Origin of the sequence: Microbacterium sp. Leaf436 (assembly GCF_001424715.1) — a bacterium.
Taxonomy (GTDB): Bacteria; Actinomycetota; Actinomycetes; order Actinomycetales; family Microbacteriaceae; genus Microbacterium.
Genome location: NZ_LMRB01000001.1, coordinates 708,247 through 725,670 on the forward strand (window position 1 = coordinate 708,247; position 17,424 = coordinate 725,670).

A 17,424-nucleotide genomic window follows, 5' to 3' on the forward strand; every position below is an offset into this window, starting at 1 on the left:
GACCGCCCCTCGCCCGTCCCCGCCGCCCGTGCCGGCGCCGCGCGGCGGCCGCGCGGGCGGGTGGTCAGACCGCCGTCGCTCGACCCGCGGCGAAGCCCTCGGCGTAGGCCTCGTCGGCGCCCTGGCGGAACATGTCACGCGCCGGGTCGCGCACGATCGAGCGGGCGCCGGGCAGGTCGAGGTCGCCGACCAGGTCGGCGCGACCCCGCACGACGGCCACGGGGCGGCGGGCGGCCTTGCCCTTGACCAGGTCGGTGGCGGCGGCGAGTTCGTCGGCGACGCACGGCAGGGTCACCACGAGCGGGCGGCCCTCGGCATCGGTGGTTCCGCGGAGATCCTCGAAGACGTGGATGCCACCCGCCCCGATCGCGTGGTCGGTCTGACCCTCGCGCCACGCGCGGCCGAGCGTGTCGGTGATGATCACACCGACGTGGGCACCGGTGGCGGTGCGCAGCCCGGTGGCCAGCGCCCGCGCCGAGGCGTCGGGGTCGACCGGCAGCAGCAGCACCGTGCCCTCGGGGGTGTTGCTCGCATCGACGCCGGCCGCGGCCGACACGATGCCCAGCGGGTTCTCGACGATGCGCGTCACGTGTCCCGCCGGCGAGGTGCGCGAGGCCACCAGACGCACGGTCTCGCGCGTGATGGCGTCTTCGCGATCCGACGCGTGGATGATGCGGCCCTCGGCCTTCGACACGATCTTGCTGGTGACCACGACGATGTCGCCGTCGCGCAGGGCCGTCTCGTCGCCGGGCGTCGAGGTCACGGCATCGAGGATCACCCCGACGAGGTCGTCGCCCGGGGTGATCTCACGGATGCCGTCGAGGGCCCAGATCTGCAACACGTCAGCGGACGAAGCGCACCTCGGTGAGCTCCTCACCGAGGAACGGCTGCACCTGCGAAGCACCGTCGAGCGAGAACCCGTTGCGGGCGTAGAAACGGTGCGCGCGCGGGTTGTCGTCGGCGACCCACAGGTACACGCCTTCGCCGTCGCCGATCGCGGCGTCGAAGAGCTGCTGGCCGATCCCGGTGCCGTGGAAGGCGTCGAGCAGGTAGATGAAGTACAGCTCGCGCTCGCGCGGGGCGTCGTCGTCGCGGGCGGGACCCGAGCCGACGAAGCCGACGATCTCGCCGTCGACGAGGGCGGCGTGCATGCGGTAGTCGTCGCCCTGCGAAGCCCAATGGGTCCAGAGCTCGGCCATGCGGCGGGGGGAGACCGCTTCGAGGGCGGCGGTGCTGATCAGGTGATCGTAGGTCTCGTGCCAGCAGGTGGCGTGCACGCGGCCCAGGGCCTCGGCATCCACGTCTCGCACCGGACGGACGACGATGTCGGTTCGGGATTCCGCAGTCATGGCGCGACTCTACGCGCGGGCTCGGCGCGCGGGAAATCGGGCGAGGACGCGCCGCGGATGCCGGAGGGGCACGCCGCGCGTGCTGTGGTGAATCGACAAAGCAATCGCCGGTTCGTCGTCGAATCGCTACGCTCGCCCCTCGTGAACGTCCTCTGGCGCACCCTTCTCGTGCTCGTCCGTGCCCGCCGTCGCCTGCGGCGTGAGGGACCCCTCGATCCGAACACGGTGACGCGGCTGCGCATCCGCGTGCTGCCCACCGACATCGACCTGCTGCGGCACCTGAACAACGGTCGGTACCTGTCGTTGTTCGACCTCGGACGGTGGGACCTGCTGACCCGCGCGGGCCTCGTCTCGGCGATGACCGCGCAGGGCTGGTACGCCGTGGTGGCGGCCGAGACGATCACGTTCCGCCGCTCGCTCGAGCTCTGGCAGCGCTTCGACCTCGAGACGCGTCTGATCGGCCACGACGACCGCGCGGTCTACCTCGAGCACCGGGCGCTCGTGAAGGGCGAGATCTACGCGCGCGCGATCATCCGCGCCCGCATCCTGCGACGCACCGGCGGAACGGTGCCGCACGACGAGCTCTTCGCCGCGGTCGGCCGGCCCGAGGGGCTGCCCGACATCGAGGCGTGGGTGCACGAGTGGGCCGACGGCTCATCGCTGCCGTCGACGAAGCGTCCGGCGCCCAGCGTCTGGGAGTGACGTCGGGGCCGGTCCCCGGTCCGGCCCGACCCGGCCTGGCTCAGCGCGCGAAGCGCACGTCGAGCCAGGCGACCTGCCGCATCCAGTGGCGGTACCCGCCGCCCTCGTGCCCGTTGTACGGGTACACCTCGATCGCCGCGTCCTCGGATGCCAGGGCGTGGAACGCCGCGAACACGCCCGAGGGCAGCACGACGTCGTCCATCAACGCGACCGAGAAGAGCGCCGGCGCCGTGATGCGCCGGGCGAGGATGGCGCCGTCGACGTACGACAGGGTCTCGAGCACGCGGGCGGCGTCGTCGCGGTGCACCGAGAGGAACCTCGTGATCTCGGTGAAGGGGGCCGACGGCGTGCGCACGATCGCGTTCGGGAAGTCGCACAGGAACGGCACGTCGGGAAGCACCGCGGCCACGGCGTCGCCGGCGAGGGCCGCGGCGGCGATCGAGAGTCCGCCGCCCTGGCTCACTCCGGTCACCGCGATGCGTGAGGCGTCGACTCCCGGCATTCGCCCGACCTCGTCGACGAGACGCACGGCGTCGGTGCAGAGGCGGCGGTAGTAGTAGTCGCGGGGATCGCGGATGCCGCGGGTCATCACGCCCGGGAACGCGGCGGCCGAGCCGTGGGGATCGGGGGTCTCGCCCACGCTCCAGGCCGATCCCTGGCCGCGGGTGTCCATGATGACGTGGACGTACCCGGCGGCGGCCCAGTTCGTGCGCTCACCGGGGAGGCCGCGGCCTCCGCCGTAGCCGATGTATTCGATGACGGCGGGCAGCACCTCGTCGCCGTGCGGGCGCACCACCCAGCCGCGGATCTCGTCGCCACCGAAACCGGTGAACGTCAGGTCGTGCACGCTCAGTGCGCGCACGGGGCCGTCGACCGGGGTCAGGACCGTGGGGCCGGCGGCCTCGCGGGCCGCGGCGAGCGTCTCGCCCCAGAACGCGTCGAGGTCGGCGGGTGCGGTGAGCGCCGGGCGGTACTCGCGCAGCAGCTCGAGCGGCAGGTCGGTGAAGGTCTGAGCCATGCGTGGTCTTTCGTCGGTGAAGGGCTGACCCGACAGTAGCGAACCGACGGCGCCTCGCCCCGCGCCGCGACCGGCCACGTAACGAACCGTGCGCCGCGACCGGCGCGCCGCGACCCGCGCTCCGCGCCGATCCGCGGGTTGCGCGGCGGGCCGTCGGGATGCCACGCGCGCGATCCCTAGGCTGGCCGCATGAGCACGAAAGACCCGCGCGCCACCGGTTTTGCGCTCTCCTCCGACGTTCCCGCCCGGGCAGCCGCGCGCGCGGCGACCTTCGTGCCGCGCCACCCCGCCCCCGCCGCGCCGACCCGCCGTGGCGAGATGCCGCTCGACGCCGAGGCCGCGGAGTTCACCGCCGCGGTGGCCGACGGCGTGCTGCGCCCCGAGAGCACGACGGCCGCGGCTGCGGCGCTGCATCGTCTCGCCGAAGACGTGCCCGCGATCCTGCCCTGGTTCGTGCGGGGAGCGATCCAGCTGGGCGGGGCGGTGGCGCCCGTGCTGCCGACGCCCGCGGTTCCCCTCGCCCGCCGCGCCCTGCGCGATCTGCTCGCGGGCCTCGCGCTCGATGCCCGCCCCGAACGCCTCGGTGCCGGCATCGGCGCCCTCCGTACCCCCGACGCCGCGGTCGACGTGCGGCTCGTCGGCCCCGCCGTGCTCGGCGAGGCCTCGGCGCGGCGCCGACTCGACGGCATCCGTGCCCTGGCCGCCCGCGACGACGTAGACCGCCTCTCGCTCGCGGTGGCCGACGCGGTGGCGGGGCTCTCGCCCTGGGCGTTCGACGCCGACGTCGAGCACGCCGCCGAGCGGCTTCTGCCGCTGTACCTGGATGCCGCGGCGACCGGCACCCATCTGACGCTCGTCGTCGAGGGCCGAGACGACCTCGACCTCACCGTCGCCGTACTGACCCGCGTGCTCGAAGAGCCCCGCCTGCGGGATCTCACGGCGGGGATCGCGCTGCCGGTCGCCGTCGTGGAGAGCCTCGACGCGGTGCGCGAGCTGGCCGCGTGGGCGCGCGTGCGCGTCGCCGACGGCGGTGCCCGCCTCACGGTGCGGCTGAGCGATGCGCCCTCGCAGAGCCCGGATGCCGTGACCGCGGCCCGACATGGATGGGCCGCCCCCGCGGCGACCGGACGCGACGATATCGACGCCCTCGCCGTGCGGGCGCTCCGCGACGCGGTGAGTGCGCGCGGCCGCGAGGGTCTCACCGTCGAGTTCGCGACCGCCGATCCCGAACGCGCCGCCCTGGTGCTCGCCGTCGCCGCGAGCGCGGGGGCCGAGCCGACCCTGGTGCTGCCCGCCTCGGCGTCGTGGTTCCCCGACGCCGCACACGTCGTCGCGGCCGCGGCCGTGCACCCCGACGACCTCGACGCGGTCGCTGCCCGCCTGGCCTCGGCATACGCGCGCGTCGTGGCGAGCGCTCCCGCGCTGCCTGTGACGGCGCCCGCCGCCCCGCGCCCCGCCGCGGGAGCGGAGCGCGCCGAAGACCCCGACGACGCGGGCGATGCCGACGCGCCGGACGCGTCCGCCGAGCGGGACCCCGGGGACGGAGCCGACACCGCCCCCCTCGACGAGGTGTCACGGCCCGACGCGGTCGCGCCCGAGACCGCGGCGGTGGCTGCCCGTGCGCGTCGCGCCCTCGCCGCCGCCGACGCTCCTGCGCCCGCCGGGCGCGCCCCGCACCGCGACCTCGCAGCCGACCCCGCGATCCTGCGCGAGCGGGCCGACGACGACGCCGCCGAGCCCGGACTCACCCAGGCGGTGCTCGGCATCGCGCGGGAGGCCGCGGCATCCGGAGACACCTCCGCCCTCGGCCCCGACGTGCAGCAGATGCTCTTCGGCGGGCAGGCGTTCGTCGATACCGCCGTCTTCTCGGCACGTGAGAGCGCCGAGCTCGCGGGCGGCGCGCCCGGTTTCCGCAACGTCGCCGATACCGACCCCACCGTGCCCGACGACCGTGCCTGGGCGCTCGCCGCCCTCGGTCGCGCCGACGGGTCGACCGCCGGAGACGCCACCGCCGCGGCGGGACGCATCGACGACGAACCCGGCCTCGACGCCGTGATCGAGCGCGTGCGCACCGCCGCCGAGCCGTGGGGAGCGCTCGCGGCGGCGGACCGCTCCGCCGTGCTGCTGTCGGCGGCGCGCGCGCTCGAGGAACGCCGCGCCGAGCTCATCGAGGTGCTGGCGTCGGAGGGCGGGGCCCTCGTCGCCGAGGCCGATGTCGAGGTGAGCCAGGCGGTCGACGCGGCCGGGTACTACGCCTCGACGGTGAAGGAACTCGACCGGGTGCCGGGAGCGGTGTTCGTCCCCGATCGGGTCACCGTCGTCGCCCCGCGGTGGAACGCCCCCGTGGGGCTCTGCGCCGCCGAGACGCTCGCCGCGCTGGCCGCCGGCTCCGGGGTGCTGCTCACCCCGTCACCACGGGCGCGTCGCAGCGGCGCCGTCGTGGCCGAGGCCCTGTGGGCAGCCGGTGTTCCGCGCGACCTGCTGGCGTTCGTCGACCTCAACGAAGACGCCTCGGGGCGCGCGCTGATCGTGCACCCCGGTGTCGACCGCGTGCTGCTGGCCGGTGCCCGCTCGACCGCGGAGCGCTTCGCCGCGTGGCGCCCGGCCCTGCCGGTGCAGGCGTTCACCGCCGGACGCAACGCCGTGATCGTCGCGCCGTCGGCCGATCTCGACGAGGCCGTCGCCGACATCGTGGACAGCGCCTTCGCGCGCGCTGGTCAAGCGGCCACCGCCGCCTCGCTCGTGATCCTCGTGGGCGCCGTGGCCCGTTCGTCGCGCTTCACCGACCAGCTGAAGGATGCCGTCTCGTCGCTGCGCGTCGGGCCGGCGGTCGATCCGTTGTCCGACGTCGGCCCGCTCGTCGAAGAGCCCACGGGCGAGGTGCGCCGCGCGCTGACCGTTCTCGGCGACGGCGAACGGTGGCTGGTGCAGCCGCGCGAACTCGACCTCGGACCCGAGACGGCCGGACGCTTCTGGACGCCGGGCGTGCGCACCGGTGTCACCGCCGGGTCGCACCTCACCCGTGCCGCGATCGCGGCCCCGGTGCTCGGCATCCTGCACGCGCCGACCGTCACCCGCGCGATCGAGATGCAGAACGAGATCGGCTCGGGCTTCATCGCCGGGCTCCACACCCGCGATGCCGCCGACCTCGAACTCTGGCTCGACACGGCCGAGGCGGCCGTGCTGCGGGTGAACCGGCCGACCTCGGGCGCCGTCGTGCAGCGCGAGCCCCTCGGCGGCTGGGGCGAAGCCGCGGTCGGCACCGGCGCGATGTCGGGCGGACCGCACCGCCTCGTGACGCTGGGGTCGTGGCGGCCGTCGTCGGGCGGGGCCGCATCGTCGACCCTGCACCTGCGCGGGCTCGACAGTCGCATCACCGGGCTCATCGAGGCGGCACAACCCACGCTGTCGTACGAGGCCTTCGACTGGCTGCGGCGCGGCGCGCTGTCGGACGCCGTGGCGTGGGACCGCGAGTTCGGTCGCGTGAAGGACGTCTCGCGCCTCGGCGTCGAGCGCAACCTCTGGCGGTACCGCCCGGCCGACGTCGCCATCCGCGCCACCGCCGATGCCGCGTGGCAGGCGGTGCTGCGCGTGCTGGTCGCCGCGGTGCGCTCGGGGTCGACATTCACCCTCAGCTCGCCCGTCGGCCTTCCCGCGGCGGTGCGCCACCTGCTCAGCGAGAGCAACGTCGCCGTCTCGGTCGAGAGCGACGCGGAGTGGTTGCAACGGCTGGCGGGGGGCACCCCGGAGGCCGCCGAGACCGAGGCCACCGACCTGATCGCCGCCCCGCGGCTCGCCCGTGTGCGACTCGTCGGCCCCGCGGCGACCGTGTCGATGCTGCGGGCGGCCGTCGCCGAGACGGTCGCGGGCGACGTGTCGCTGACGGTCTACGCCGACGAGGTGACCACGGCCGGGCGCCTGGAGCTGCTGCCGTTCCTGCGCGAGCAGTCGGTGTCGATCGGCGCGTTCCGCTTCGGCCGGCGCGACGCGTGGAGCGCCGAGGTCATCTGACGCCGACGGCGCAACCGAGCGCCGAGACCGCACTCGTTCGTAGAGGACGCAGCCGATCGGGGCCATGGCATGCGGCTTCGGCGATCCGGTGCGGCCTCGGCGGCGCGGGGAGCCCGCCCGGCGCCGCCGAGGCACGCCGGGCGGGCTCGGGTCCTACTGGATGCCCTCGCGCACGAGCCGCCACTGCTGGCACGTGAGACCGTTGGCGGTCCACTGCTGCGCGGCGGCGCCGTCGGCGGTCGAGCAGCCGTCGATCTCGAGCAGCTTGCCGCTGTTCGCGTTGGTGAAGGTCCACCAGCCGCCGCTCGTCGCGGCGTTCCAGTTCTGCGTCGTGTTGCCCGTGGGACCCCACTGTGCGGCGTCGACGCCGTCAGCGGTCGCGGCTCCCGGGATCTCGAGCAGCTTGCCGCTGTTGAGGTTCACCAGCTGCGTCATCACTCCGGTGGGGCGAAGCGTCCACCTCTGTGTCGCGTTCTCCGTCGGGCCCCACTGCCCCACAGCAGCGCCGTCGGCGAGGGAGGCCGATCCGACCTCGAGGAGCTTCCCGCTGTTGCGGTTGACGACCTGGAATTGCGGGTCGAGTGTGCTCGAGCGCCACACGTGCAGCGTGTCGATCTCGGCGAAGCCCGTGCCCTTGGTGAACCGGATGGTGTTGACGCCCGAGGTCAGGGTGACCGTCTTCTGCGCCCAGGCGTAGCGGCCCCAGTCGACGGTCGGCGGGTAGGAGATTGCCGAACTGGTCCCGCCGTTGACGCTGACACCGTGGGTGGACGTGCTGCCGCTGCCGTTGTCGTACCGGACGTTCAGCGTGTACTGACCCGCGGCCGGGGCGCGGACGGTGAACTGCACCGAGCTCCCGGCGTTGTTGATGTTGCCAACCTTGAGACCGTTCGACGCCTGCACGTGCGCGACCACCGTGGCGTCCGTGATCGTCGCCTTCTCCGCCTCGTACTGCTGGGCATCCACCGGGATCGATCCGACGCGGATGTCGTTGAGTCCGGTGGCGGTGTTCTCGACGTTGGTCGCCTGGTAGAGCGTGCGCCCGTCGGTGCCGACGTCGAGACCCTGCGCGAAGCCGCTGAAGTTCCCGCCCTGCGTGTCGCTCGCGTCGTACGTCACGGGCATCGGGAGGCGCTCCCAGGCGCCGGCGCCCAGGTTGTAGTTGACGTAGAGGTTCTGGCCGCCGTCGATGGCCCCCGACGAGGTCAGCGACCACTTGGATGCCACGATGACCATGCCCTTCGGGCCCCCGCCCGGCACCCACTTCACGTACGGCGAGGAGCCGATCCCGCGCCCGTCGGCGAGACGGATGGGGGTGCCGATGCTGGTCGTGTCGCCCCAGTTCAGCCCGTCGGCGGACGTCTTGAAGTAGACCGGCGCGGTGTTCTGCGACTGGCTCGGGCGATTCACGACCTCGAAGGTGGCGATGTAGCGCCCGTCGGGGAGCTTGGCGACCGTGATCATTCCCGGGCGGTCGCTCTGGTTCGGCGGTGCCGAAACATTCGACAGCGCGCCCCACGTCTGCCCGCCGTCGGTGGAGCGGCGGTACGACACGGCCTGGAGGACGCCGGATGCCTTCTGCCGCTCGTCGGAGTAGTACGCCACGAGACCGCCCCCGCCGTCGACCGCGAAGGAGGGCTCCCAGACGGTGGTCGTCGTGGAGGAGGGGCTGGGGTCGTACACCGCGGGGCCGCCGGAGTCGATGGTGCTGAGGAACGACCAGGTGGCGCCTCGATCAGCGCTCTTGTAGACGACGAGCCGGCTGCTCGAGCGGTCCTCGGGCATGATCATGCCGGTCAGCAGGAGCGTGCCCGCGGGGAGCGAGCCCGAAGCCTGCGGGAGCTCGTAGAGGAACGGCTGCGCCGTGCGCGTGTATCCGGGGAAGGTGCTGCTGGGGTCGACGTCGGCGATCTTCGTCCACGACGACCCGTCGTCAGCGCTGCGATAGATGGGATAGACCTGTCGCCCGTTCTGGAGGACGAGCTTGTCGAAGGTGACGAGCTGCGTGCCGTTGTTCGACCCGTTGTTCTTCAGGACGACGATCTTCGCGTACGTCGTGCCGGCGGGAGTGCCGCCCTCGGGGTTGAACGACGACCCCGCCGGGGGCGAATAGACCACCGAGCCGTTGCCGGTCGTCACCGCTGAGGCGGGGGCCGAGGCGGCGATCCCGCCGACGGCCAGGACCGCGGCGGTCAGTGCCGCGGCGAGAAGGCGCGATCGTCGTCGCGCGAGGGAAGAAGGGTGTGGCATGTTCTGTGCTCCTCTGGGTGGAGGCGGCTGCCGGTGCGCGCCCGCGTCGGCGCAGCGACCCGCTCGGTGCGGATGGAGTCTCGACCGCGCTACTACAACGTTGTAGAGACGGCACGACCGTAAACGGCCGCGAGCTTCGCCGTCAAGGCTTTGTTGTGCAACGTTGTAGAGTCTCGACCAGAACGAGGGGGATGCCATGACGGCGACGCTGCACGACGTGGCCCGTGCGGCCGGGGTGTCGATCAAGACGGTCTCGAACGTGATCAACAACTATCCGCACGTGCGCGACGCGACACGAGAGCGGGTCGAAGCGGCGATCGACGAGCTTCAGTATCGGCCCAACCAGGCCGCCCGCACCCTGCGATCGGGGCGCACCGACATGATCGGCCTGATCGTGCCGGATCTGCGCAACCCGTACTTCGCCGAACTCGCTGACGATGTCATGCGCGCGGCGCGCGCGCACGGGTTCTCGGTGCTCATCGAGCAGTTCGACGCGGATCGCGACAGTGAGCTCGCGGCCCTGCGTGGGGCGCGTCGCCGGGGTCTCGACGGCGTGCTGTATTCGGTGCTCTCCCTCGGGGAGGACGACGCGCCCCTGCTCGACGAGGTCGGCATGCCCATGGTGCTGCTGGGGGAGCGGATCTTCCACTCCGCCCACGACCACGTGACGATGCGCAACACCGAGGCGGCTCGCGCGGCCACGGCGCACCTGCTTGCCGCGGGGCGTCGACGCGTGCTGGCTCTCGGCTCGCACCCGGGAGAGATCGTCGGGTCCGCGGGGCTCCGCCTGCGCGGCTACGAGGCTGCTCTCGCCGACGCGGGACTCGAGGTCGATCCCGTTCTGGTGGTGCCCGTCGACCGGTGGCATCGCGTCGACGGTGCCGATGCGATGCGCGCGGTGCTCGATACGGGCCTCGATTTCGACGGCGTCGTCGCTTTCAACGACTCGATCGCGCTCGGGGCGATGCGCGTGATGCTCGAACGGGGTATCCGCATCCCCGAGGAGGTCGCCCTCGTCGGCTTCGACGACCTCGACGAGACCCGCTATTCACTGCCGGCGCTGACGACGATCGATCCTGGCCGCTCCGAGATCGCGCGCGTGGCGGTCGACCTGCTGGTCCAGCGCATCACGGGTGACGCGGTCGCCGAACCGCGCGAGGTGCTCGCGGACTTCCGCCTCGTCGAGCGCGAATCCACGGCGGGCTGAGATCCCGCCCTTGACATCCCACGACGGTGGGGTGATCATCCATTTACAACGTTTACCTCCATCGTTGTAAATTGCTTTGCACCAGACTCGGCGCCCGAGCCGAGAAGACGACGCAGTCACACGAAAGGCATCGAAGATGATGAAGCGCAGCTTGCCCGTCCTCGCGACGGTGGGGGCCGCGGCCCTGCTCCTCGCGGGTTGTTCCGGCTCGTCGAGCCCCGCGGCCGACGGCCCCGCAGAGATCACGTTCTGGCACGGCTACACCGAAGCCGACGGCAAGGTCCTCGACCAGATCGTCGCCGACTTCAACGCCTCGCAGCAGAAGTACAAGATCACCACCGAGACCAAGACCTGGGCGGTCATCGACGACACCCTGCTGCCCGCGCTCAGTTCCGAAGAGGGCCCCCAGATCGTCGCCATGCCGGCGGAGCGCATGCCCGTCTACGCCGATCGCGGCGCCTTCGCCGACCTGAGCGACTTCTACGCGTCGTCCGACAGCAACACCGCCGACCTCGTGCCCCAGGCCGTCGACATGATCACGGTCGGCGGCACGCCCTACGGCGTCCCCACCGGGTTCGTGCCGCTGGCGATGTTCTACAACAAGACCCTGTTCGCCTCGGCCGGCATCACCGAGGCCCCCACGACGTGGGACGAATGGGTGGCGGATGCCAAGAAGCTCACCGTGGACGAGAACGCCGACGGCACGCCCGAGCAGTACGGCGTCGCGATCCCCGATCACGCCACGGTGGCCAACGGCCTGTGGCCGAGCCTGCTCCTCAGCGGCGGTGGTCAGATCGTCGACGGCGACAAGGCCGTCATCGACTCGCCCGAGAATGCGGAGACCATCCAGTACTGGACCGACGCGATCACGAAGGACAAGATCTCGCCCACGGGTCTCGACGGCATCGCGGCCGACCAACTGTTCAGCTCGGGCAAGGCCGCCATGCACGTCGGCGGACCGTGGATGGCATCCATCGCCAAGGACAACAACATCGACTACGGCATCGCCGCCCTCCCCGCCGGTCCCGCCGAGCAGGCGGCCTCGGCGATCGGTGTCGCGATGGGCGTCACCGAGTCGGCCGACGACGCGCAGCGTGCGGGTGCCGAGGCGTTCTTCACCTACTTCTTCCAGAAAGACGTGGCGACGCAGTGGTCGCTCGCCTCGGGCTGGCCTCCGCTGCGCACCGACATCCCGCTCAGCGACGTCGCGTCCAACCCGGTCGTCGCCGCCCTCAGCGAGATCGCCCCGACGGGTCGAGCGCTGCTGCCCGGTGTGGTCAACAGCACCGACGTCATCTCGGACGTCGACGAGCTCACCCAGAAGGCCGTCGCGGGTGGCGACGTCACCGAGCTGCTCTCGACGGCCCAGACCAAGATCCAGCAGGCCATCGAGTGACCAACGCACGGGAGGGGCGCCCGCGTCGCCCCTCCCGTGTCCTCGCCTCCGCTTCTCGAACAGGACGACCATGACCACTCACGCCCCGAGCGCGCCGCCCCGCCGGCGCGGGGCCTACCGCCCACCGGCTCCGCTCGGCGGCCGCGGACCCCTCCGGCACAGCCCCCGCCACCGCCTCACGGTGGTCGCCTTCCTCGCCCCGGCCATCGTCATCCTGACGGTCTTCGTGGCCTGGCCGATGGTCTCGGCCCTGCGTCTGTCGTTCACGGATGCCAGCGGCTTCGGCCGCGAGAAATTCGTCGGCCTCGAGAACTACGCGCGGGTCTTCACCGACCCCGACATCGTGCGCGCGATGGGGAACACGGCTCTGTACGCCGTGATGTTCACCCCGATCGCAATCGCGCTGGCCCTCGGCTTCGCGCTGCTGCTGAACAATCCGCTGCTGCCGCTGCGCGGCCTGTTCCGCACCGCCCTGTTCACGCCGTTCATCGTGTCTCTCGCGGTCGCCGCCTTCGCGTGGTCGTACCTGCTCGACCCGCAGGTCGGTCTGCTCAACTACTGGCTGCGGGGTCTCGGCATCCAGCTCGGAAACGTCCTGCAGGACCCCAACCTCGCCATGCCGGCCGTCGTGCTCGTCGCGGTGTGGAAGAGCTTCGGCTTCTACATGGTCATCTTCCTCGCCGGGCTCCAGGACATCCCGACGAGCCTGTACGAGGCGGCCCGCGTAGACGGCGCGAGCGCATGGCAGCGCTTCCGCAGCATCACGTTCCCGATGCTCGGCAACACCATGGGCTTCGTCGTGATCGTCGCGCTCATCGCGGCCCTGCAGGCATTCGACCAGATCTACGTCATGACCGGCGGTGGCCCCTACGGCACCACGCAGACGATCGTCATGGAGATCTACCAGTCCGGCTTCCGCAAGCTCGAGCTCGGCTTCGCGTCCGCCCTGTCGTACGTCCTGCTGCTCATCACCCTCGTGCTGAGCCTGACCCAGTTCCTCTTCTTCTCACGACGAGAGCAGGATGCCGCATGACCGCCCTCGCTCCCGCGCCCGCCGCCCCGGCATCCGCGATCCCCGTCCGTCGGAACTCGCCGCAGGCCCGTCGCCGCCGCCTCGTGTCGGCGACCCTGCTCGTCGTGGTCGCCGCCTCGACCCTCGTGCTGATGCTGCCGATCCTCATCATCGTGTTCACGGCCTTCAAGCCCGTGGCCGAGGTGAATGCGTATCCGCCGACCCTGCTGCCGGGTCAGTGGACGCTCGACAACTTCGCGCGGATCTTCACCGAGCTGCCCTTCGCCCGCCTCATCGCCAACAGCTTCGTCTTCGCGGGCGGGGTCACCCTATTCGCGCTGGTGTTCGACTCCCTCGCCGCCTACGCGCTGGCCCGCCTGGACTTCCGGGGCAACAAGATCCTGCTGATCGCGATCATCGCGAGCCTCATGATCCCGTTCCAGGCGACCCTGATCCCGATCTACCAACTCGTCTCTGACCTGGGATGGGTCAACTCCTACGCCGGGCTTATCGCCCCGCGCGCCGCGGACGCGTTCGGCATCTTCTTCCTGCGGCAGTTCTTCCTGTCGCTGCCCCGCGACCTCGACAACGCTGCGCGTATCGACGGGGCGAGCGAATTGCGCATCTTCCGCAGCATCGTTCTGCCCAACGCGGTGCCGGCGCTGCTGACGCTCGGCATCTTCACGTTCGTCAACAACTGGAACGACCTGCTCTGGCCGCTCGTCTTCACGACCGACTCCGAGATGGGCACGGTGACCTCCGGCTTGACGCTGCTGACCGGGCCGGGCGGGATCATCCCGCAGGGCGTGATGATGGCGGGCTCGCTGATCGCGGTGCTGCCGCTGGCGATCCTGTTCCTGCTGATCCAGCGGCGGTTCGTCGAGAGCGTCGGAACGTCGGGACTGAAATGAGAGAGACCCCCATGTCGACGACCCCCTGGTATCGCGACGGCCGGCTGCACTTCGGTGCCGGCATCGAGAACACCTTCGTGCCGCAAGAACGCCCGGGCGAGCGCGCGATCGACGAGTACGCCCTCACCGAGCATTACGAGCGCTGGAGTGACGACCTCGACCTGGCGGTGTCGGTGGATGCCGAGTTCTTGCGCTGGGGGATCCCGTGGCACGTCGTGTCGCCCGAGCGCGGGACGTGGGACTGGTCGTGGACCGACCGGGTGCTCGACGGCTTCGCCGCTCGCGGCATACGGCCGATCGTCGATCTGCTGCACTACGGCACGCCGACGTGGATCGAGGGCGAGTTCGCCCACCCCGACTACGCCTCGTTCGTCGCCGAGTACGCTGCGCGCGCCGCGGAGCGTTATCGCGACCTCGCCACCGACTACACCCCCGTCAACGAGCCGATGCTGCACTCCCTGTTCAGCGGCGAGTACGCCTACTGGCCCCCGTACCGTCGGGGCCTCGCCGGACTCGTCGAGATCTCGACCGCGATCGCCCGCGGCTTCGTCGAGACCCAGCGGGCGGTGGCCGAGGTGCTCGGCGATCGCGCCACCTTCGTGCACGTCGACGCGTCGATGCGGTACGCCGGTGACATCGATGCTCCCGAACACCGCGAGACGGCCGAGCGATACCGCCACCAGGCTTTCCTCGTCGAGGATCTCGTGACCGGTGCGGTCGGGGCGGACCATCCGCTCCTCCCTCTGCTGCGCGCGCACGGCACCTCGGACGAGACGCTCGCGTGGTTCGCCGAGAACGCCGTGCAGCCCGATGTGATGGGCGTCAACTACTACCCCCGGCACTCGACGGAACTGTTCGAGAGCGGCATCCATCACTCCGGCGGCTTCGCCGACCCCCGTCCCACGCGTGACGACGGGGTCGAGGGGCTCGCCGAGATGCTGCGCACCTACGCCGCCCGCTACGGCGCGCCGGTGATGCTCGCCGAGACGTGCGTGACCGACGACGTCGCCACCCGCCTGCGGTGGCTGGACGATTCCGTCGCCACCGTCCAGGGGCTTCGCGCCGACGGGGTCGACGTCGTCGGCTACACGTGGTGGCCGCTGTTCGACATGTACGAGTGGACCTACCGGCACAGCGACGAGCCGCGGTCCGCCCATCTTCTGACCATGGGGCTCCACGACCTCGTGGAGACCGAGACCGGGCTCGCGCGCCGCCGTAACCCCGTCGCCGACCGATTCGCCGAGTACGCATCCCGAGGAGCACGATGACCACCGCCCGCCTGACTCTCGACCCCCGCTTCCCGATCGGGGCCGTCCGTCGCCGTCTGTTCGGCGGTTTCGTCGAGCACCTCGGCCGCCACGTCTACGACGGCATCTACGAACCCGGCCACCCCGAGGCAGACGAGCAGGGCTTCCGTCGCGACGTGCTGGAGCTCGTGCGCGAGCTCGGGGTCTCGACGATCCGTTACCCCGGCGGCAACTTCGTCTCGGGCTTCCGGTGGGAGGACAGCGTCGGACCGCGCGCACAGCGCCCGCGCCGCCTCGACCTCGCGTGGCACTCGACCGAGACGAACGAGATCGGCCTGCACGAGTTCGCGGACTGGCTCGACAAGGCCGGCAGCGACCTCATGCTGGCCGTCAACCTCGGCACCCGGGGCACGCTCGAGGCCCTCGACCTGCTCGAGTACAGCAACGTCCCCGGGGGCACGACCCTGTCTCAGCAGCGCATCGACAACGGTCGGGCTGAGCCGTTCGCCGTGCGCGTGTGGTGCCTCGGCAACGAGATGGACGGGCCCTGGCAGCTCGGCCACCGTTCGGCCGAGGACTACGGCAAGATCGCTTCTCAGACCGCGAAGGGCATGCGCCAGCTGGACCCCTCGATCGAACTCGTGGTGTGCGGATCGTCGGGAGCGTCGATGCCGACGTTCGGCGAATGGGAGCGCGTCGTGCTGGAGCACACGTACGACGACGTCGACATGATCTCGTGCCACGCGTACTACCAGGAGCACGACGGCGACATCGACTCGTTCCTCGCCTCGTCCGTCGACACCGACCGCTTCATCGAGGCCGTCGTCGCGACCGCCGACCACGTCGGCGCCGTGCGCGGCAGCGCGAAGAGAATCGAGATCTCGTTCGACGAGTGGAACATCTGGTACCAGACCCGCTTCCACGACGTCGACCAGATCACCGGCGTCGACAACTGGCCGGTCGCCCCGCGCCTGCTCGAGGACGTGTACTCGGCTCTGGATGCCGTGGTCTTCGGCAGCCTCATGATCTCGCTGCTCAAGCACGCCGACCGCGTGGCATCGGCGTCTCTGGCCCAGCTCGTCAATGTGATCGCCCCGATCATGACCGAGCCCGGCGGACCGTCCTGGCGCCAGACGACGTTCTTCCCCTTCGCGATCACCTCGCGGCTCGCGCAGGGCGACGCGGTACGCCTGCAGGTCGAGGCACCGCTCATCCGGACCGAGAAGTTCGGCGCGGTCCCGGCGGTGGACGCGGTCGCCACCCACGACGCCGAGACCGGTGCCACCGCGATCTTCGTGGTGCACCGCGGTCGCGAAGAGGCCGTCGACCTCGCGATCGACGTCAGCGGGCTGGGCGACGTCGAGATCGTCGAGACACACCTGCTCCACGACGACGACCCGTACGCGCGCAACACGCTCGACGAGCCCGAGCGCGTGCAGCCGGGAACCGTCGCGGCTCGGCTGGACGGCGGCATCCTGCACGTGAGCCTGCCGCCCATCGCGTGGGCTGCGCTCTCGCTCGCGCGGGCATGATCGCCTGACGAGCGCGAGGGGCTCGTCGCGACAGCGCGATCTCCTCGGTCGCCGTGCCCGGGTCGTCACGGCGACCCGGGCACGCAGAAACGCCCGTTCCCCGCAGAATCCGTGGGGAAGACTGCGGGGATCGGGCGTTTCTGCGAGGTGCGACCGGCCGGGGCCGGCTGGCCCGAGCGGAGGCTCAGGCGAGCTGCGCGCGACGTTCCGCCAGCTGGTCGAACGACGCGAACGACTCGGCGATCGGGCTGCCGGTGAAGTGGCCGACCCAGCCGTCGTCGTCGTGGAAGAAGCGCACGCTCACGTAGTGGGGCGAGGTGCCCATGTCGAACCAGTGCGTGGTGTTCGCCGGCACCGAGATGAGGTCGCCCGCCTCGCAGTACACCGCGTGCACCTTCTCGTTCGCGTGCAGGTAGAACACCCCGGCGCCCTTGGCGAAGTAACGGTCCTCGTCGTCGTCGTGCGCGTGCTCCGACAGGAACTTCTCGCGGAACGGCGTCTTGACCTCGTCGTAGTCGTCCTGCGCGGGGTCGAGGGCGACGACGTCGACGAGGGTGTAGCCCTCGCGCTCCTTCACCTCGCCGATCTCGTCGGCGTACAGCGCGAGCACCTCGTCCTGCGAGGCGCCGGTGGCGACGTCCTTGACCTCCCAGCGCGAGAAACGGGCGCCGAGTTCGGCGAGGGCCTCGCGGATCTCGCTCTCTTCGGTGGTCTCGAGCACGGGCGTGCTCGGGTCGGTCGCTTTCCAGACGGTCAGCAGGGTCATGGCCGCTCCTTTCGTTGGGGGTG

The 17,424-nt window shown here is 71.4% G+C and carries 13 protein-coding genes; 8 read left to right on the forward strand and 5 right to left on the reverse strand.

Translation table 11 applies throughout. The features are described from left to right. Nucleotides 1–64 precede the first annotated feature (64 nt). Nucleotides 65–841 carry a coenzyme F420-0:L-glutamate ligase gene (gene cofE / locus ASG45_RS03380; RefSeq protein WP_055832829.1) on the reverse strand — a complete coding sequence of 259 codons (777 nt, stop codon included), beginning with the start codon at nucleotides 839–841 and terminating at the stop codon, nucleotides 65–67. 1 nt (nucleotide 842) lies between these two features. Beyond that, nucleotides 843–1,349 carry a GNAT family N-acetyltransferase gene (locus ASG45_RS03385; RefSeq protein ID WP_055832830.1) on the reverse strand — a complete coding sequence of 169 codons (507 nt, stop codon included), beginning with the start codon at nucleotides 1,347–1,349 and terminating at the stop codon, nucleotides 843–845. 141 nt (nucleotides 1,350–1,490) lie between these two features. On the opposite strand from ASG45_RS03385, the gene ASG45_RS03390 reads away from it, so the two are divergent. Continuing rightward, a complete protein-coding gene (locus tag ASG45_RS03390) occupies nucleotides 1,491–2,051 on the forward strand; it encodes an acyl-CoA thioesterase (protein WP_055832831.1) in 561 nt (186 codons plus the stop codon). 40 nt (nucleotides 2,052–2,091) lie between these two features. On the opposite strand, the gene ASG45_RS03395 is transcribed toward ASG45_RS03390, so the two are convergent. Beyond that, a complete protein-coding gene (locus ASG45_RS03395; RefSeq protein WP_055832832.1) occupies nucleotides 2,092–3,069 on the reverse strand; it encodes an acetylxylan esterase in 978 nt (325 codons plus the stop codon). A gap of 189 nt (nucleotides 3,070–3,258) precedes the next feature. Here ASG45_RS03395 and ASG45_RS03400 point away from each other — a divergent pair, with 189 nt between their 5' ends. After that, the gene (locus ASG45_RS03400; RefSeq protein ID WP_055832833.1) at nucleotides 3,259–7,080 is read left to right on the forward strand and encodes a proline dehydrogenase family protein; all 3,822 of its coding nucleotides are present in this window, start codon (nucleotides 3,259–3,261) and stop codon (nucleotides 7,078–7,080) included. A 153-nt stretch (nucleotides 7,081–7,233) separates the two neighbouring features. On the opposite strand, the gene ASG45_RS03405 is transcribed toward ASG45_RS03400, so the two are convergent. Continuing rightward, nucleotides 7,234–9,330 carry an RICIN domain-containing protein gene (locus ASG45_RS03405; protein WP_055832834.1) on the reverse strand — a complete coding sequence of 699 codons (2,097 nt, stop codon included), beginning with the start codon at nucleotides 9,328–9,330 and terminating at the stop codon, nucleotides 7,234–7,236. A 196-nt stretch (nucleotides 9,331–9,526) separates the two neighbouring features. On the opposite strand from ASG45_RS03405, the gene ASG45_RS03410 reads away from it, so the two are divergent. The 6 genes from ASG45_RS03410 to arfA all read left to right on the forward strand — a co-directional run bounded on the left by ASG45_RS03410 (nucleotide 9,527) and on the right by arfA (nucleotide 16,635). Continuing rightward, on the forward strand, nucleotides 9,527–10,537 hold the full coding sequence (locus ASG45_RS03410; protein WP_055832835.1) for a LacI family DNA-binding transcriptional regulator: 1,011 nt from the start codon (nucleotides 9,527–9,529) through the stop codon (nucleotides 10,535–10,537). A gap of 136 nt (nucleotides 10,538–10,673) precedes the next feature. Then, nucleotides 10,674–11,933, forward strand: a complete 1,260-nt coding sequence (locus tag ASG45_RS03415; protein ID WP_235561554.1) for an ABC transporter substrate-binding protein — start codon at nucleotides 10,674–10,676, stop codon at nucleotides 11,931–11,933. A gap of 70 nt (nucleotides 11,934–12,003) precedes the next feature. After that, nucleotides 12,004–12,966 carry a carbohydrate ABC transporter permease gene (locus ASG45_RS03420; RefSeq protein ID WP_055832836.1) on the forward strand — a complete coding sequence of 321 codons (963 nt, stop codon included), beginning with the start codon at nucleotides 12,004–12,006 and terminating at the stop codon, nucleotides 12,964–12,966. Further along, complete coding sequence (locus ASG45_RS03425) at nucleotides 12,963–13,856, forward strand: carbohydrate ABC transporter permease (RefSeq protein ID WP_055832837.1); 894 nt, start codon at nucleotides 12,963–12,965, stop codon at nucleotides 13,854–13,856. The genes ASG45_RS03420 and ASG45_RS03425 overlap by 4 nt, the downstream gene beginning before the upstream one ends. A gap of 11 nt (nucleotides 13,857–13,867) precedes the next feature. Further along, a complete protein-coding gene (locus ASG45_RS03430; protein ID WP_055832838.1) occupies nucleotides 13,868–15,124 on the forward strand; it encodes a family 1 glycosylhydrolase in 1,257 nt (418 codons plus the stop codon). Further along, on the forward strand, nucleotides 15,121–16,635 hold the full coding sequence (gene arfA, locus ASG45_RS03435; protein ID WP_055832839.1) for an arabinosylfuranosidase ArfA: 1,515 nt from the start codon (nucleotides 15,121–15,123) through the stop codon (nucleotides 16,633–16,635). The genes ASG45_RS03430 and arfA overlap by 4 nt, the downstream gene beginning before the upstream one ends. Before the next feature lie 184 nt (nucleotides 16,636–16,819). On the opposite strand, the gene ASG45_RS03440 is transcribed toward arfA, so the two are convergent. Beyond that, complete coding sequence (locus ASG45_RS03440; RefSeq protein WP_055832840.1) at nucleotides 16,820–17,401, reverse strand: 1,2-dihydroxy-3-keto-5-methylthiopentene dioxygenase; 582 nt, start codon at nucleotides 17,399–17,401, stop codon at nucleotides 16,820–16,822. Nucleotides 17,402–17,424: the final 23 nt, after the last annotated feature.

Bases quoted from the DNA above. Each gene is read 5' to 3' on its own strand.
- ASG45_RS03385 (WP_055832830.1), bottom strand. From the start codon at position 1,349: ATGACTGCGGAATCCCGAACCGACATCGTCGTCCGTCCGGTGCGAGAC.
- ASG45_RS03395 (WP_055832832.1), bottom strand. From the start codon at position 3,069: ATGGCTCAGACCTTCACCGACCTGCCGCTCGAGCTGCTGCGCGAGTAC.
- ASG45_RS03400 (WP_055832833.1), top strand. From the start codon at position 3,259: ATGAGCACGAAAGACCCGCGCGCCACCGGTTTTGCGCTCTCCTCCGAC.
- ASG45_RS03405 (WP_055832834.1), bottom strand. From the start codon at position 9,330: ATGCCACACCCTTCTTCCCTCGCGCGACGACGATCGCGCCTTCTCGCC.
- ASG45_RS03410 (WP_055832835.1), top strand. From the start codon at position 9,527: ATGACGGCGACGCTGCACGACGTGGCCCGTGCGGCCGGGGTGTCGATC.
- ASG45_RS03415 (WP_235561554.1), top strand. From the start codon at position 10,674: ATGATGAAGCGCAGCTTGCCCGTCCTCGCGACGGTGGGGGCCGCGGCC.
- ASG45_RS03420 (WP_055832836.1), top strand. From the start codon at position 12,004: ATGACCACTCACGCCCCGAGCGCGCCGCCCCGCCGGCGCGGGGCCTAC.
- ASG45_RS03425 (WP_055832837.1), top strand. From the start codon at position 12,963: ATGACCGCCCTCGCTCCCGCGCCCGCCGCCCCGGCATCCGCGATCCCC.
- ASG45_RS03430 (WP_055832838.1), top strand. From the start codon at position 13,868: ATGTCGACGACCCCCTGGTATCGCGACGGCCGGCTGCACTTCGGTGCC.
- arfA (WP_055832839.1), top strand. From the start codon at position 15,121: ATGACCACCGCCCGCCTGACTCTCGACCCCCGCTTCCCGATCGGGGCC.
- ASG45_RS03440 (WP_055832840.1), bottom strand. From the start codon at position 17,401: ATGACCCTGCTGACCGTCTGGAAAGCGACCGACCCGAGCACGCCCGTG.